16 protein-coding genes are annotated in these 16,782 nt (G+C 42.1%); 13 read left to right on the forward strand and 3 right to left on the reverse strand.

The window, feature by feature from the left end; genetic code table 11:
* Positions 1-9 precede the first annotated feature (9 nt).
* Both MM817_RS13670 and MM817_RS17465 read left to right on the forward strand, forming a co-directional pair.
* Positions 10-786 carry a DODA-type extradiol aromatic ring-opening family dioxygenase gene (locus tag MM817_RS13670; protein WP_241716144.1) on the forward strand — a complete coding sequence of 259 codons (777 nt, stop codon included), beginning with the start codon at positions 10-12 and terminating at the stop codon, positions 784-786.
* A gap of 43 nt (positions 787-829) precedes the next feature.
* Positions 830-1,042 carry a DoxX family protein gene (locus tag MM817_RS17465; protein ID WP_419723403.1) on the forward strand — a complete coding sequence of 71 codons (213 nt, stop codon included), beginning with the start codon at positions 830-832 and terminating at the stop codon, positions 1,040-1,042.
* Positions 1,043-1,291: 249 nt separating this feature from the next.
* Here the strand turns inward: MM817_RS17465 and MM817_RS17470 are convergent, their stop codons facing one another.
* Together MM817_RS17470 and MM817_RS13675 are read right to left on the reverse strand one after the other, a co-directional pair.
* A complete protein-coding gene (locus tag MM817_RS17470; protein WP_419723405.1) occupies positions 1,292-1,516 on the reverse strand; it encodes an IS3 family transposase in 225 nt (74 codons plus the stop codon).
* Between the two features lie 230 nt (positions 1,517-1,746).
* Complete coding sequence (locus MM817_RS13675; protein ID WP_241716146.1) at positions 1,747-2,034, reverse strand: hypothetical protein; 288 nt, start codon at positions 2,032-2,034, stop codon at positions 1,747-1,749.
* Between the two features lie 202 nt (positions 2,035-2,236).
* On the opposite strand from MM817_RS13675, the gene MM817_RS13680 reads away from it, so the two are divergent.
* The 11 genes from MM817_RS13680 (at position 2,237) to MM817_RS13730 (ending at position 15,310) form a co-directional block, all read left to right on the forward strand.
* Positions 2,237-4,435, forward strand: coding sequence for a bifunctional diguanylate cyclase/phosphodiesterase (locus MM817_RS13680; protein WP_241716149.1), 2,199 nt, complete (start codon positions 2,237-2,239; stop codon positions 4,433-4,435).
* Between the two features lie 1,267 nt (positions 4,436-5,702).
* Complete coding sequence (locus MM817_RS13685) at positions 5,703-5,930, forward strand: hypothetical protein (RefSeq protein ID WP_241716150.1); 228 nt, start codon at positions 5,703-5,705, stop codon at positions 5,928-5,930.
* A complete protein-coding gene (locus MM817_RS13690) occupies positions 5,905-7,179 on the forward strand; it encodes a methyl-accepting chemotaxis protein (protein ID WP_241716152.1) in 1,275 nt (424 codons plus the stop codon). The genes MM817_RS13685 and MM817_RS13690 overlap by 26 nt, the downstream gene beginning before the upstream one ends.
* Before the next feature lie 534 nt (positions 7,180-7,713).
* On the forward strand, positions 7,714-7,848 hold the full coding sequence (locus MM817_RS17035) for a hypothetical protein (RefSeq protein ID WP_272880000.1): 135 nt from the start codon (positions 7,714-7,716) through the stop codon (positions 7,846-7,848).
* A gap of 47 nt (positions 7,849-7,895) precedes the next feature.
* On the forward strand, positions 7,896-9,605 hold the full coding sequence (locus MM817_RS13695) for a methyl-accepting chemotaxis protein (RefSeq protein WP_241716154.1): 1,710 nt from the start codon (positions 7,896-7,898) through the stop codon (positions 9,603-9,605).
* A gap of 167 nt (positions 9,606-9,772) precedes the next feature.
* A complete protein-coding gene (locus MM817_RS13700) occupies positions 9,773-10,216 on the forward strand; it encodes a chemotaxis protein CheX (protein ID WP_241716156.1) in 444 nt (147 codons plus the stop codon).
* A 72-nt stretch (positions 10,217-10,288) separates the two neighbouring features.
* On the forward strand, positions 10,289-10,651 hold the full coding sequence (locus MM817_RS13705) for a response regulator (protein WP_241716158.1): 363 nt from the start codon (positions 10,289-10,291) through the stop codon (positions 10,649-10,651).
* A complete protein-coding gene (locus tag MM817_RS13710; protein WP_241716159.1) occupies positions 10,648-12,966 on the forward strand; it encodes a chemotaxis protein CheW in 2,319 nt (772 codons plus the stop codon). Before MM817_RS13705 ends, MM817_RS13710 begins: the two co-directional genes overlap by 4 nt.
* Positions 12,967-13,019: 53 nt before the next feature.
* A complete protein-coding gene (locus MM817_RS17040) occupies positions 13,020-13,958 on the forward strand; it encodes a globin-coupled sensor protein (RefSeq protein ID WP_336605179.1) in 939 nt (312 codons plus the stop codon).
* 55 nt (positions 13,959-14,013) lie between these two features.
* The gene (locus MM817_RS13725; protein ID WP_241716161.1) at positions 14,014-14,379 is read left to right on the forward strand and encodes a chemotaxis protein CheW; all 366 of its coding nucleotides are present in this window, start codon (positions 14,014-14,016) and stop codon (positions 14,377-14,379) included.
* Positions 14,380-14,461: 82 nt separating this feature from the next.
* Entirely contained in the window at positions 14,462-15,310 is an 849-nt protein-coding gene (locus MM817_RS13730; RefSeq protein WP_241716163.1) for a methyl-accepting chemotaxis protein, read from the forward strand.
* 391 nt (positions 15,311-15,701) lie between these two features.
* On the opposite strand, the gene MM817_RS13735 is transcribed toward MM817_RS13730, so the two are convergent.
* A complete protein-coding gene (locus MM817_RS13735) occupies positions 15,702-16,484 on the reverse strand; it encodes an SDR family NAD(P)-dependent oxidoreductase (protein ID WP_241716165.1) in 783 nt (260 codons plus the stop codon).
* Positions 16,485-16,782 lie beyond the last annotated feature (298 nt).

The raw sequence follows: 16,782 nt of genomic DNA on the forward strand, positions 1-16,782 counted from the left end.
GGTATAAATATGATTCCAACGCTATTCATTGCACACGGTGCCCCACTTTTAGCGATTGAAGATAATGATTACACGCAGTTCTTAAATCAATTGGGGCAAAAAATGACACGCCCTAAAGCAGTTGTGCTGTTTTCTGCACACTGGGAAACGGGTATTCAAAAGGTCAGCGAAGTTAAAGACTACGAGACTATTTACGATTTTGGCGGATTCCCAAATGAGCTTTATCAAATACGATATCCTGCAAAAGGGGATCATAAAACAGTTCAGGAAATAAAGAATTTTTTTACGGAAAACGGCATTCCGTTTGAATCAGAAACTAAGCGTGGACTCGATCACGGAGCTTGGATTGTCTTGCGCTTGCTCTATCCAAACGCGGACATTCCAGTCATTGCGATGTCTGTAAATCCATGTTTGACCCCTGAACAACAGTACAAAATCGGGCAATCCTTAAGGACTTTACGAGCAAACAATATCTTGGTTATTGGGAGTGGGGGAACGGTTCATAATCTGCGTGCCGTCCAGTTTCAAGAAAATCAAATAAACGACTGGGCTCTCCAATTCGACCAGTGGTTAGAGAAACACCTTATGAAATGGGATCTTGATTCATTATATCAGTATGATACTTTAGCACCTAATGCAAGCCTCGCGGTGCCCCCTCATGGGAATGAGCATTTTATCCCGATATTTTATGCAATGGGTGCTGCTGATGAAGTTCGTAAGGCAACATTGTTACACCGAAGTTATCGATATGGAAACCTTAGTCACAGTGTATGGCAGTTCGGCTAAACGAAACCAAGTTAAAGATTTTCCGAAAAGGGGGGAAATACAAATGTCATCAACCTCAAGGTATGCACCAATTATCATCCGACTAGTTCTTGGCATTACCTTCATAATTCATGGATTTTTGAAATTGAGTCAACCGACAGGGTTCGTTAAGTATTTCGCCCATATTGCAGTACCGGTTCTCAGGTTGATTGAATTTTTAGGTGGTATATCGCTCATCGTTGGTATCGACAGTAAAATTTCACCTTGCTTCTTGTAATTGATATGATTCTGACGATCTTCACATATAAAATTAGTTTGGGATTTGTAAATATGTACGTGTTTGAACTTGCGTAGATTGCTGGATTGATTTCACTTGCCTTGAATGGTCCGAGAGCACTAAATTTGTCAAACGCCATAAAACTTTCAGGACGCAACCGTATAGAGTTTCCAAAAGAAGCATGACTGTAATCTGGTACTAAGTCAATATAATGGAGACACTAAAACAGAGAAAATATAGGTTTAATATTCAGATAAAAATATGCTGTTCTCCTACCCTGCTAGAACTCTCAGCGTTTGGAAATATTTTTCTCTTGTACTCCATCAGTGATATGTAAGCCGTCGATGATTGAATGCGCTCACGGTTATACCACACTTCGATATACTTGAACATTCGCTTCTTTGCTTGCTCCCTCGTTGTGAACTTTTCCAGATAGACAAGTTCACGCTTGAGTACACTATGAAACCATGCAATGCAGGGCTACTCACCCTTGCATTGATTGATTCCATAGTGTCATCAAACGCAAGCTCATACATTTGGAGAATTACCAAACGCGCAAAGAAGGACATTTGGAAGTACATCGATATGTGGTAAACCCGGCTACGGATTCATTCGTCGATTGGATATAAGACGCCTGTACAATTCCAATCAATGTATTTCAAAAAAGCGAACAAGAAGGCAAGCTAAATCCAAAGTGCAATCCATCAGACTGTTTTGATATTTTTTGTTCGAGGTGTCCACCCTATTGACTGAATACCAATCTCTCGCCCACCATTATTATAGAGTGGAGCGATCTTCTTAAACACAATCGAATCGTCCACATGATCGATATAATCAATGAGTTCCTCGTCAAATCCCAGTGTGGTATAGTGGTGGTACGGAAGCAATTCAAGCTGCAAATCTATAAAAATGCACCTCGCATCTTTGGTTGAATGGTGGTTGTGGTACGTCCATTTCACCATTTTTCGCGGGCGTGCAATTTTGTTTTCCATCCGAATGTATGACCTTTTTAACAGCCTATATAGTCGGAATTAACCGTCTATTTAAATAGACATCTAGTTCAAATTGACTACATTATGATTCAATTAAGCTAGAAAAAATGGTCTTTTTTAAGGAAGATAAAGAAGGGGAGGAATGTTACAATGTCAAAGATGCTGAGCACTTAACCTAGGTAGTGGAATGGATGTTGACGCTATGGCGGATGAATTGTCTAATGTAATGATGATATGGCTTGTAATGGGACAAACTTTATCAGCAAAAGAATTTTTGGATCTTTTGTTAAAAAAATATTTAGGTCAATGGACACCGTACGTTTCTTTTTTTGTTATTGTGCTGGGGTTGTTTTTAGATCGTTTAAGTTTAGGAATTACGATTCCCCTCGGTGTGTATGGGGTAATTTTTGTTGGCATCTATCTTCTACATTCTAAACTCTATGAACGAGTTTTTTTAAGTGTATTATTTTTTTTAGTTGTCATTAGTATGGCCTTTTTTTCTACACATAATCCTAAAGATATTGATTTGATGGTTGTACTTTTTTTGATTTTACAATTTATAACGATTGTGATCGACTACTTTTCTAAACGCCGTCCAATTCATTTTTTTCTTTATGGAATAGCTGTCTTGATAAATGTCGTATATGAGTTTCATAGCCAAGAGCAACACTGGGATTCTGTAAAAACCAGTCTTGTTGCAGCACTTATGATGGGATTATACGTGAGATTTTGGTTAAAACATCAATATGGCTTAGAGCAAACCAAACGCAATGCACATCGAGATGCGTTAACTGGAGCGATGACACGTCATGGGTTTGCAGAGTGGATGAAGAGGGAACCCAAAGAGTCTATAGGAGCCGTATTGTTTTGTGATATTGATAACTTTAAGCAAATAAATGACCATTATGGTCATGATATAGGCGATGAAGTTTTGAAAGAAGTCGCACGACGATTGGAGAATGGGATGCGAGACACAGATGCTCTTGTTCGATTTGGTGGTGATGAATTTCAAATATGGTCGCATATTCCGGAAGAGAATTCAGTCGCTTTTGTGCGTGGTCTTCATGATCTTGTAACCGAGTATCCAATTGTTATTTCCTCAAAATTATCCATTCGGGTACAACTTTCTATCGGCTGGCATTATGGAGTCTTTGACCACATGGCTTCCTCCTTAGCAGATCAAGCGTTACTCTTTGCAAAAGGAAGCGGGAAAAATAGGTTTGTACGCTCGAATGAGGAGTTTGTTCAAAATTATGATGATAAAGTAGAAATGAATGCAGAAGTTACTATGGAGGATGAACTTGTCTGGTTAGTAACTGCTACGGAATGGCTGTGGAGTACAGATCAACAAGCAAAAATATTATTGGATCATAAAGAACAAATTTATATGGTAAATACAGCCTACGAAAAAATAACGGGTTTCTCAAAAGATCAGGCCATTGGTAATACAAGAAGATTTAATGACGTTTATCCAATTAAAACACTATTTAAACATTTTGAAAATGAACAAACTATATATAAAACATGTCTTTTAAAAATGAAACCAAATGGTACATTGTGGTGGGAAAATGCGCAGTGGATGTCAATATTGAAAGACGGAAAAATTGTAGGGTATCAAGGTGTTATTGCACACGCATTGAAACGAGACTTCATAGAATTCATAACATCTCCATTTTGGCGAGGTGGGATAAGTTGGGTGTTTCAACCTATTATTGACACGCACGAAGGAGGTATTGTTGGATTTGAAGCGTTGGCTCGTCCACACATGGGGAAAATAGATGTTTCTCCAATTGAGTTTTTCCATTTAGCAGAACAAAACGGACAGCGTATACAAGCTGATTTTGAGTGTATGGAAAGTTTACTTGAATATCTATCTCGCAAAGCAAGATTTTGGAGAGGAAAGCGTTTATTTATTAATTGGTATGCAGGGAGTTTACATCACATTGATCGAATTACGTCGTGGTATCGTCGATTACAAGAACAAGTACCAGGGCTTCATTGTGTATTTGAAGTTTTAGAGAGATATGTAGATGAAATAGATACTGAGGTGTTTCAAAAGTTACGTATACAATTACCCGAAGTGGAATTTGCGCAAGATGACTTTGGAGCTGGGGAAAATGATTTATTACGTTTAAAACATTTACAAACAGAATGGATTAAACTTGATAAACAATTGATTGATCTTGCAACTGAAGATAAAGACATGATGGAATTAGTCCTGTATTTTCAACATTTCGCGAAAAAAAAACACGTGAAAGTTATTTGTGAAGGATTAGAAACGCTACAACAAGCACAACTGTTTCGGGATTACGGTATGCAGTATGAACAAGGTTATCTCTGGAGCAAACCGTTAGAACATCCTGAATTATATGTTCCATCGGACATGTGTATCTATGATTAGTCATAGTGACCCGTGGATTACACTGTAACTGTACAGCCAGTGCAAAGTCACAATACGAAAGAAGTTAGCTAAATTGAATAATATAACAAAATTCATTGGCTTGGATGTTTCAAAGGAATCGATTGCCGCCGAAGTCTCTGACAGCGGTAGAAGTACGTTAAGATACATGGGTTCCATTCTGAATCCTGTTGAGGCCATTCGCAAATTGATTGGGCAGTTAGAAAAAGTTACTGCCCCGGAAGATGGCTACGAACCTAGGCCTACTGGATATAGTCTGTATCCGTTGCTCAAATTCATGGATATTAACTGTTTACGCTTCGCCGGCTCTTATTTCTTTTCGTCAAGGGGACAGAGTAAAAACGGATCTGCGTGATGTTCTCCGACTATCCTAATTCTTACGAGAAGACGGGCTAACCGTATGGGTTCCAGATAAGGATGACGAAGCACTTGTGATGTAGTTCAAGCCAGAGAAGATACGAAGGAAGATTGATTACGTACAGATAAGTTAAAGAATTTCCGATCAATTATCTGTAGCTATGGGTCTCATTGCCGAGCGATTGAAGATATTTTCCAGAGTCGATATAAATGATAGACTTCAGGCTAAAGCTAGAGGCCTGTAAAAGTCTTACTATGACCAAACTTAGCTCGAAAGTGCTACTGCAGAAGGTAAATACTCAAGGGTACTTCTCCAGCCTTTGGCTCGATGGGCAACCATTAAAAGCTGCAGGGGCGTTATAAGTTGTACGGTAGCAGTCATTGTCCCTTTCAAACCTTAACGAAGAGAGAATTTCACTATCAAGCGTCACAAGTCACGTAAGAGAGAAAGGAAGTATCATGATGCTTTGTGCAAGTATACCAGAGCAAAATTCACAAGTCTTCCTGAGATCGTGCAAGTCTGAAGAGCCAAAGGACGGGGATCAGATAGATGTGTAACACTGGCAAGTATGGATGCCCTATAAGGGAACCGACATATGAAGAAGTAGCATGTTGACTTCCCAAATAGACAATTTAGCGGTTGTGGATATGCCCAAAGGAAATATGAGGGTATTTAGAAAGGGCAAGTGACTGTTCGAAACTCTGGATATTTCGACATCAAGATAAATGGCAAACGAATTGCTAATATCCCCATCATTACTTCGTATCGTACAGTGAAAAGATGGATGAGAATATCAATTGAAGAAAGTTAACTAAAAGAGAAAGGATTGTCGTTATTCCCTTTTCATACTGAAAGGAAAATGGGTGAAAATCGGCATATTGGGTGACTTGTATGAATTATTTACTTATAATTACTGAAATTAAAAAGCGGACATTAACATCAGAGTCGCGTTTACTGATTTCAAAAGGTAAAGGATACGTGCTAGATGAAACACTTCACATTGCAGATTGTCTACAGCATGCGTGGGAAGAGATTGTTGGACAAAAGTATGGCAACACGATAAGCAATTTATTGTATGGGAGGATCTATAGTCATGATGAGATTCCTTCACACAGTTAGAGGTCGGATTATTGCTATTATGATGGGCACTGCTGTAGCGGTTACTATTTTTAGTATTATAGTAGGATTTCTTGCTCATCAGTCAGGAAATATAACAATTCAAATTTTGGCTTTTGCTGTTGCATTTGTGATTATCATTGGTAGTTCTTTTATTTATGGGTATTTGCGTTATTTGTGTCGTCCACTTGTCGATCTTCAGCAAGATATATCACGTTTAGCTCAGCGTAATTTTTCGAGATTTTCACATAAGCAAACACAACGTACGGATATAGCAGAACTTGTGACTGATCTTTATGATGCGAGTGGAAACGTCCGCGATACATTACTTTCTGTTCACGAGGTGACAGTTGGTCTGATTGAAGCTGCGCAAGCGTTGCGTTCTGCTTCAACAACGACGGCTGCCGCCGCAGAGAGTAACTCCCTTTCAGTTTCTATGATGGCCGAAGCCTCCACGTCACAAAAAGAATTGGCTGTTCGTGCATCTGATAACATGCAAAATGTACTTTGTTCTGTCGCAGAGATCACGACCGAGACCGAATCAATGCGTGAACTATCCAATCATATGCAGCAACGAGCACAACTAGGTGAAAAAAAGGTCCAAGAGGCGCTTTCACATATGACAGGGATCGCTGAAGTGGCTGAGCAGACGGCGGCGCAAGTGACAGTTCTTGTGCAAAGCACTGAATCTGTTACGCGCAGTTTGTCGATGATTGAGGAGATTGCAGGGCAGACCAATCTCCTCGCATTAAATGCAGCTATTGAGGCGGCTCGCGCAGGAGAACTAGGTCGTGGTTTTGCTGTAGTGGCTACAGAAGTTCGTAAATTGGCAGAAGCCTCGCGCAGTGCCGCCACCGAGATTCGTGATGTGTTGCATACAATTTTAAGTCAGACAGGGCAAACTCAGGCTCAAACTACAACGATGAACGTTACGGTGAGCGCTGGGGTCATTGCGGTTCAAGAAGCTGGTGACGTATTTCTTGCACTGACGCAAGATTTACAAGAAAGGGATCAGCGCGAATCGCAAATTGTAAATGAAGTCAACCAAATTGGAGAGAAGGCTACCTTGACAGATCAGCAAGTGCGTGCAGTCGTGGATGCTGTTTCTAAGCAAACAGACGCGACTCAAGCGGTAGCTGCGTCAAGTGAAGAACAACTAGCTTCGCTTGAAGAAGTATCTTCTAGTGTTGAATCGTTGACAAATGTGGCAGAGCAATTGTCAGCTAAGATTGCTTCGTTCACTCTTGCTTAAAGAAAATACTTGCGTAAATATGTACATTTATATTGCCAGGGGACGGAGTTGGTTTTGCCACAATTAACTACGTATACGGTGCGTAAACAAAATCAAAAATTGTAGCTATAACTCACGTAGGCACAGTATGTATTTAATCGTTCTACGGTACATGGGCCAGTAATTTGTCACGGTATTGATTATTACATCATTCAACTTGACGTGCCAAATAGCGGAGAATTGCCAGCGTGTCGTTTTTAGGATTTCTCTGATAGAGAAAAGGAAACTTTCCTCAGAAAAGCATATAGAATAATTAGGATCTCATTGTAAGAGTCGCATTTCAAGGGTCGTTAGCGGTGATTGACAACATTTGCACCCTGGTCTGTTGAATTAGTAGCAGAAGATCACCAAGGGTATCATCACCTGTATTTGACAGAGAGTATATTTGCACCAGATCAATATCATTCCGTAGTGGTTCAGGGTACATGATTGCTCTTATAACCTCTGTCTGTTTTGTGACTTCTATCTCGATTGTACAGGTGTCTTTTTAGGGTATTGGAACGCCTTGATTATTCTCATAGAGCGACTTTTTCAAATGATGAAGTTAATGCTAAAGGTGCTACAAAAGAAGCGATACAAGCGTTAAGTAAGCTAAAAGAAGTTATTTTTGTTCTTAGATTAAGTAGATAGATATTCGTATTGTATTTAAAATAAAAATGAATAGGAGTGATTGAATATTGTGGACCATAGCTCGAAAATTAACCGTTGCGTGGATTCTATTAGCCGTTGTTGTTCTACTTGGGAGTTCAGTGACTCTCCATATGAGTCAAGAAACGAAAGCAAATATTGAGAAATTAAAGAATCAACAACTACAACTCTTAAATATTTCAAATAACGGATTTATAGGTTTTTTAAATATGGATGATCAATCCAATATGTTGGTTGGCCTCGAGGGTACGAAGTTTTCAGGAGCACTATATACTCAAACATTGCAACAAATCATACAAGGTGAAAGTCAACTGAATCAATCGTTGCATGACATGGCGGCACTCCCCTATTTGACAACCAATGAACAGCATCTCATCCATGAGGCCATGACAGCTGCCAGTGGTTATGAACACTATTGGCATATCGTTCATCAAAACAATCAAACCGATCATGCTTTAGCTGCAACCACAATGTACGTGACAAATAGTAATGTATCCAATTTGCTGACAACTGATTTACAAACGATTAGTTCGTTAGCACAAAACAACATCTCAAAATTCGTCCAGAGGACCATCAATGAATCTGCGATGGTTACTGATCTTGCAGAACTATTACTCATCATAACGGTTCTTGCTAGCGTAGGGAGTCTCGTGTACATTCGTCTTCTCGTACGTCCCATTGCCTATCTATCGGAAGAAGCTAATCTTATGGGGAAAGGTGATTTTTCAGATCGTCCACAGAAATTTAAACGCAAAGATGATCTGGGTCTTCTGTCCACCGATTTACATACTATGGCTAGCGAAATGCGACAAATGATCCGTGGGATTCAAGATACAGCGATGCAATTAACGGCTTCCTCTCAAGAATTCACAGCCAGTGCTCAAGAAACAGCGAAAGCAGTAGAAGAATCAACCATTCATGTGCAAAAAGTAGCTGAAGGTGCCAATGAGCAACAACTTCAGGCTGAAGCTGCGCTACAAAAATCATTAGCTACAGCTCATGAGATGGTGACGATGGCTACGATCACCGACACGCTAGCTAAAGAATCTCTCGACCATGTGGATAAAGCTAATGCGGGTAAACACAATGCAGATGTTGCCGCTCACCAAATGAGAACGATTCGCGATGAGGTTGCAGCCATTGCTGTCACGATGACTCAGCTTGAAACAGATGCTAGTACCATCATGTCTACCATGGATGTGATTCAAGACATTGCTGAGCAAACGAATTTACTGGCCTTAAATGCAGCTATTGAAGCAGCACGAGCCGGTGATGCAGGCAGAGGATTCTCTGTGGTGGCAGAAGAGGTAAGAAAACTAGCCGATCAATCTCGAAAAGCGGCTCAATCGATTCATACGCTCATCCTTGCAGTCAATGAGCGAGTCACTAAAACGACAGCTGCTGTGCGCAGTGCAGATGAACATGTAATCCTTTGTACGAATGTCGTAGAAGAATCCAGCATGGCATTTCATACATTTTCTACAACGGCTAACGAACAAGCGCATGAAGCACAAGAAGGTGGAAAAAAAGCGAATTCATTGCGCATGCTTTCCGACGAGTCAACAGAAGCAGTGAAATCGATTGCTCACATTGCCAAGCACACTTCGATCACTGTGTCAGAGATTGCTACACATGCAGAAGAACAGCTGGCAACTATGGAGGAAGTCACAGCAGGTGCCGAAAGTTTAAGCCATTTAGCGGAAACCTTACAGGGCATGATTGAGCAATTTATCGTGTAACAAAAAGGACACGTCATGATTGCATGTAGCTAGGATGTAGAGAACTTGCATCATGGACTCGCCATCCATGCTCAGTCAAATAAAAGATCCAATGTCTTACAGCATGGAATGCCTAGCATTCATCCGATGAATAGGGACATAGAGTGATCGACTTTGGGAGGATGTCATTGGATAATCAGCAAATTTTTCATTTAATTAATGGTGCCATTGAGACCGTGAATGAAGTGATTCCTGTCCCACTTACGCGCCAACAAGCACGTCGCGTGGCTTCTCCACTCCAACAACATGATTTGGGTGTGCTTGTTTCCTTTCTCGGCGATATCAAAGGCCAGCTTATTTATATGTTTTCGAACGAATACGCAAAGCAGTTTAGTAAAGAGATGTTTGAGATGGAACTTGAAGGAGACATGTTAGATTCGTTTGTTGGAGAATTAGGGAATATGCTATCAGGCAATTGGGCTACTCGCATCTCAGCCACGGTGCGAGTAGAGATTGCTCCACCTGTAGTTCTAAAAGGTAGCACGCAATTGAGTACTACAGCAAGTGCATTCCTTGTTCCATTTCTCGGATCATATGGTGAATTTCAAATGTATGTATTGGTGGATAGTTAATAACCATCATACGATTCTTAGGCATGAAGATTTTGTGAATATAGGATCAATCAGAGGGGTGGATATGTATCTATGGCACGAATTTTAGTGGTGGATGATGCTGCATTTATGCGCATGATGGTTAAAACAATGGTGGAAAAAGGAGGTCATCAAGTCGTTGCTGAGGCGCAAAATGGGGAAGAAGCCATTAGTCTATATCAACAGCATAAACCGGACCTAGTGACCATGGATATTACGATGCCTGAAATGGATGGTATTGAGGCTGTGAAAAGAATTAAGGGACAGGATGCACAGGCCAAGGTGATCATGTGCTCAGCCATGGGACAACAACAAATGGTGATCGAGGCGATTCAAGGTGGTGCCAGTGATTTTGTGGTGAAGCCTTTTCAAGAAACAAGATTGATTGAAGCGATTCAAAAGGTATTGGCAAAATGAATGAATATTTGACGATGTTTATTGACGAAACGCGCGAGCATCTGCAGGCTTGGTCGGATGGGATGTTGATTTTAGAAAAGCATGAAGACGCAGAGACGATCGCGACGATTTTCCGGGCGGCGCATACCATTAAAGGCATGGCCATGACCATGGGTTTTACGCGCATGGGAGAAGTGACACACAACGCAGAGAATGTGCTCGATGATGTGCGTCAAGGAAAACGTCATGTAGATTCTGAGTTAGTGGATCTGTTATTTCATAGTTTGGATCAATTAGAAAGCTTACTTTCTGATGTGGAAGAGACCGGTCAAGAGAGTGCTGATGCGATATCTGACGTCGTGGATCCGTTTACTAGCCTTGCACAAGTTCAAATAGCTACACAGGAGATCGCATCAACAACGGCTACAAGAGAAGAAGTAGAGATGGCTACGAATCAGCATGTGCCATCTGAGATGATTCAAGATATCGCAAGACAAGCCATGGAACTAGGCAGTCGCGTGTATGAAGTGCAGATCGGCTTTGCAACAGAATGCATCATGCCCATGGCGCGATTTGCCCAATTATTACAGCGGATTGATCAAAACGAGCTCTTGTTGACCATTCCTGATGCTACCGTTCTTGAAATAGGGGACTATGCCGGTGAAGTGACGCTTGTGTTGGCAACACAAGAGGATGTAGAGACACTCGGGGAGAGAATCGCAGATATCTCCGAAGTGGTCATCGTATCGCTTAGCGAGTGGCGCATGACAGATGGTGGACATGCAGAACACGGAGTGGAATTGCTGCCAAAGACAAGGGTAACCAATGACGATTACGTGGTCAAAGTGGTGGAACTCGCATTAAAACAAAACAAGCGTGTCTATGAGGTAGGTGTGCGTTTACATGAGGAGACTGTGTTAAAAAGTGCTCGCCTGTACATGGTATTTGAAGCGATCGGTGGCCAAGATCAACTCCTCTATACACGACCTAGTATGCGCGAGATTGAAGAAGAAACGTTTTTGCGTGATGTCCTCTTTGTCATGTGGAGTACGGAGGGCGTTGAAGGAGTCAAACGCGCTGTAGAAGGGGTATCGGATATTGAATTGGTACAGTTGCGCGAATGGGTGGTCGAAGATGGGAAGGCACAGTCTGGGCCTAATGTAGTTCAGCCACCCACGAAGGAGCAAAAAGGAGAAACTAAAGGAAGAAAAACAAATGCCACCGTGAGAGTGGATGTGGACAAGCTTGATTTATTGATGAATTTATTCTCTGAAATAGCCATTGATAAGACTCGTTTTGAGAGTTTAGCGACAGAATTTGGCGATGCGCGCCTTGTGGATACGGTGGCTCATATGAGTCGAGCGACAAACGATTTACAAGAATTGATCATGTCGATACGCATGATTCCAGTGGGCAGTGTATTTCAACGTTTTCCAAGAATGGTGCGCGATACCGCTCGTAGTTTACACAAAGAGATTGAGTTTATCATGAGTGGAGAAGAAACCGAGCTTGATCGCATGGTCGTCGAGGAACTAGCCGATCCCCTGATGCACTTGTTGAGAAACTCGTTAGATCATGGAATCGAAGAGGCGACGGTACGCCAGACCATGGGCAAATCAACGAGTGGTCATATTTATTTGCGCGCCTATCCCATGGGCAATCGAGTGGTGATTGAGGTCGAGGATGATGGCCATGGGATCCATCGTGACCGTGTATTTCGCAAAGCAGTAGAGCGAGGGCTTGTATCGGCCAGTGATCCATTATCTGATGCACAGGTGTATCACTTGTTGTTCGCGTCTGGTTTTTCCACATCCGATCAGGTGTCAGATCTTTCTGGTCGCGGTGTGGGTCTTGATGTGGTGAAGGCTAAGATCGAATCACTCTCAGGACGTGTAGACGTGGAGAGCACAGAGGGCAAAGGAACGAAGTTTACGATTACACTACCCGTTACACTCGCTCTTTTACAGAGTATCATGGTGCGCATTGATGGGCATCCCTTTGCTGTGCCCTTAGCGACGATTGAGGAAATTCAAGAAGAACCAGAAGTCAAACAGGTAGGTGGTGGACAGGAAGTCGTCGTATGGCGTGGCAAGGTCACTCCGCTTGTGCGAGTAAGGAGTCCTTTTATGCTCGATCCTGCACAGGAACGTGGACATGTATTGTATGTGGCACGTGGGCGAGATCATATCGGGCTTGTTGTCGATGACGTGATTGGACAACAAGAAGTGGTTTTGAAGCCACTCCCAAAGGTCGTAAAAGACGTGAAGTATTACGCAGGAGCAACCATTCTAGGGGATGGACAGGTTGCTTTAGTGTTGGATCCAGGTGCTTTTTAGCCGTTTTGTATGGAATAAATAAGAGCTGTTTAGTGAAGGGGTTTGAATGTCAGGTGGATATAGTGAAAGGATTTCATGATGTAGTAGCACTCATAGGCATTCAAGAGGACGATTTTAGCGTATTAGCTGCACAACATGCATTTTTTGAACGCCATGCACAGGCTGTCGTAGACCGTTTTTATGACCAAGTATACGCTGTTCCAGAGTTGCGACACATCATCGATGACCATTCAACCCTTGAACGGTTAAAAATGGCACAGAAACAGTTCTTTTTACAAATGGCAGAGTCCAATTCTATGGAGAGTGAACAAGAAGTGATGCGCATTGGCGAAATCCATTATCGCATTGGATTATCGCAGAGCTATGTGATCGCATCCTTGCAAATTTATCAAAATTACATGTTTGAGTATGCACATGAAATTGATGATCCACGTTTTATCCCAGCATGTTCACGGCGACTGCGGTTGCGCGAATTACTGATGACCGAAGCGTATGTACAGTACGTACAACGAATCCAACAAGAGGTAGGAGAAAAAGTGGTTGCTTCGACGGATGAATTAAAGGGAATTTCAGACCAACTATCGACCGCAACGATTCGCATCGCAGAACGGTTGCAAGATATTTTATCCGAGTCGTTGCAGGTGAAGTCAGATGCGGATGAATCAAGGACACTTGCAACTTATGTACAGGAGATAGCTGATCAGTCGAACTTACTTGGGTTAAACGCAGCCATTGAGGCTGCTCGCGCAGGAGATCAGGGACGAGGGTTTTCCGTTGTCGCAGATGAAATGCGCAAGATGGCCGAGCAAAGTAAAAAGTACGCAAAACAAATTCGCCAACAGCTGGTAGGCGTTAATCAGCGTATTGAAACGTTAAGTACAGCTATTGAAGAGATTGCGGCTGTGACACAGGAACATACAGCAAGTACAGAGGAGTTTGCGGCAGCATTTATGGAGCTACGCGAAGTAGCTCATGATCTTGCACGTAAGTAGAAGCATGTACTTGCAAGTACAACTGATCGACTGATGGTGAGGATGGTGATAGGGAATGAAAGTCGTGATTTATCGTTTAGGTGATAGTCAATACGCAACACCTGTTGAAAAAATACAATCGATTGAACGCATGCTTCCGATTCGTCCTGTCCCTGGGGCAGCATCGCATATACTTGGTGTGGCCAATTTGCGTGGTAGTGTGATTGCGGTGAGCGATTTAAGGACTTTATTGCATATCGAAGAACAGGAATTGACTGCTGAATCGCGGTTGTTAATATCTGAAGGCAACGGGTATGTCGTGGATGAAGCACTAGATATCGCTGATTGTGCGCTTGATGCATGGGAAGTGGTAGGTGAACAAAGAGTGTGGCAACGTGAAGGGCAATTGATTGTGTGGCAAGACCTTGAAGCCAATGGATGAGTACACTATGAACAACCACGAAGCTAACGACTTCGTGGTTGTTCAGTGACGAATGATAAAAATGGTCGTTGGGGGTTATGTGATGAAGATACTGGATGCAGTGGTATCAGCTTCTGAAGCATATTATGACGTTTTAAAACACTTTGGAACCTATTATTTTGTTGCATGTGATGGAGAGAAGATTGTTGCAGCTCATTGGACTGAAAAATTTGATCTTCATGTTCGTGTGGGTGATCCATTGAATCCTCATTGGTTAATTGCTAAGGCCGTACATGAAACTACGACTCAAGAAACGATCGTCGATCAGGAACATACTACGTTAAATCAATCGTATGTAGGGAAGGCCATCCCCTTATTTCAGGATGGGGTTTGTGTGGGTGCACTGGGATACTATCTTTCAACAGAGCACGTAGAGAAACAAAACCAGGTTGTTCATGAAGTTCATGAGTTAGTTCAATCTTTACAGGCGATAAGCGATTCATTCATTGAAACATCTCAACACGTAAACACGATTCAAGAAGAAATCAATATAGGAATGGATGATTTTGCTACGCGGTTTTCACATATGCAAGATGCAAGTAGCACGATCCAAAATATTGCTGCACAAACGAATTTACTCGGTTTAAATGCAGCCATAGAGGCGGCTCGTGCAGGAGAACACGGGAGAGGATTTTCGGTTGTTGCAGATGAAGTGAGAAAATTATCGAGTGAATCCAAAAAGTTTGCAAGTGATATTCATCATACCATTCAAGTGTTGAGTAGTTCTGTAAGTCTCTTGCAAAGTAAAGCACAATCAATTTATCAGGTGGGTGAAGAACAAACCGCAAGTGCTGCTGAGATTCGAGATGTGGCTATGAAAGTTGAAGCGATAGCCAGTGAATTAAGGGGTCTCTTCTCCAATGAGGATGCCATAAATTCATCCACAAGGTGATGATATAAGAAAAAAGTTCAACTTTGGTTCGTATGTAGGTGTCAAATTGAAATATTCAGGAGGTACAGACCTCGTTCCAAGGAGGTCACTGCAGTATCTTTGATTAGAGAAAAGGCACAATTCTTTACCTCAACTTACGATTTTCCAGTGAAATCGTAAGTTTTTCAGTGGCCTCCTTTAGCCGCGAAGATTTAGTGTGATTAGGTGCAGATTGGATGAGCATATACGGCATGTTCATAGTATTGGCTACTATCGTCTTTTGATCAGGCGTTACCACAATCATTTTGATGTCGATAACGTTGAGGTAAAAACTGAGACATATCGTTACCACGCGTTGAGATTCTTGTTACGTAATGAAAGGTGCTATCCCAAGTCGTATCACTGATAAAACTTAATGTTGCTTTATTCTCAGTTGAACTTCATAATCCGTGGCGATCTTTCCATCGTACTGAATCATTTGGCCGTTTTGATTCTTGTCAGATAAGATAATGTCGGTACTCATCTGGCCAGCGGATTCGAAAGATTTGACGAAGCCGCTATGTGCACCAGCTTGCATGCCGTTCAAGTCGGTCGCGACAGCGCCAGGCATGATACCGAAAATCTGACGGTGGCTCCCCATTTTTTCAAACTCGTAGGCGAAAGTCAGTGTCATCACGTTAAGTGCTGCTTTGCTCGTGATGTAAGCGAGTGGGTGCCAAAAGTCGGTAGGCGAAATTGGAATGGTGATGTTGACGATTTTCGCAGCGTCTGTCAGAGATGACAACAGATTTCTCGTGAGTGCGTGTGTGCCGAGAAAATTCGTCTCCATCGTCGCACGTAAATCTTCGGTTGTATAGTCAAATGTGTTCTTTGTCATGTCGAGCGAAGCGCGACGAGGCTTGACACGATCAGGAATTCCAGCATTATTGACCACAATATCGAGTGAATCAATCATGTTAGCCGCTGTGTGCAAGCTATCCAACTCATTCAAATCGATCTTGATGAACGTCGCTGATATGCCTTCTGCGACAAGTTTTTCGGCTGCTGCTTGCCCACGGGCTTCATCACGCGCCCCAACGAGAATGTCATAACCACGCTTTCCAAGATGGCGAGCGATTTCAAAACCAATTCCTTTATTTGCGCCAGTGACGAGTGCTTTAATCGTGAGTCCCTTTTCGTATTTTACTTGATACAAACACAGTATAACGTAACGACAGAATGATCATCGAGGTGGATGTTGTGGCGAGTGATTGGATAAGGCATTCATACTACCTACAGGTGGTGCAGTTGAGGTCAATGCGCAAGGTTGTCAGTAGCACGAATGCTGAACCGCATTTCCACTGTCTAACGATGGATGTCGGAATGCAGTGGCAACTGCAGGTGCCATGTTACTCCCAAAATGCTACGACCCATAACTCGGACGATAATCTGTAGATTACCCCGGAAATCATTGGATGTTCTTCTTGCAGTCTGAATTAAGATAATACGAAAGA

It is taken from the genome of Sulfoacidibacillus ferrooxidans (assembly GCF_022606465.1).
Taxonomy (GTDB): domain Bacteria; phylum Bacillota; class Bacilli; order Alicyclobacillales; family SLC66; genus Sulfoacidibacillus; species Sulfoacidibacillus ferrooxidans.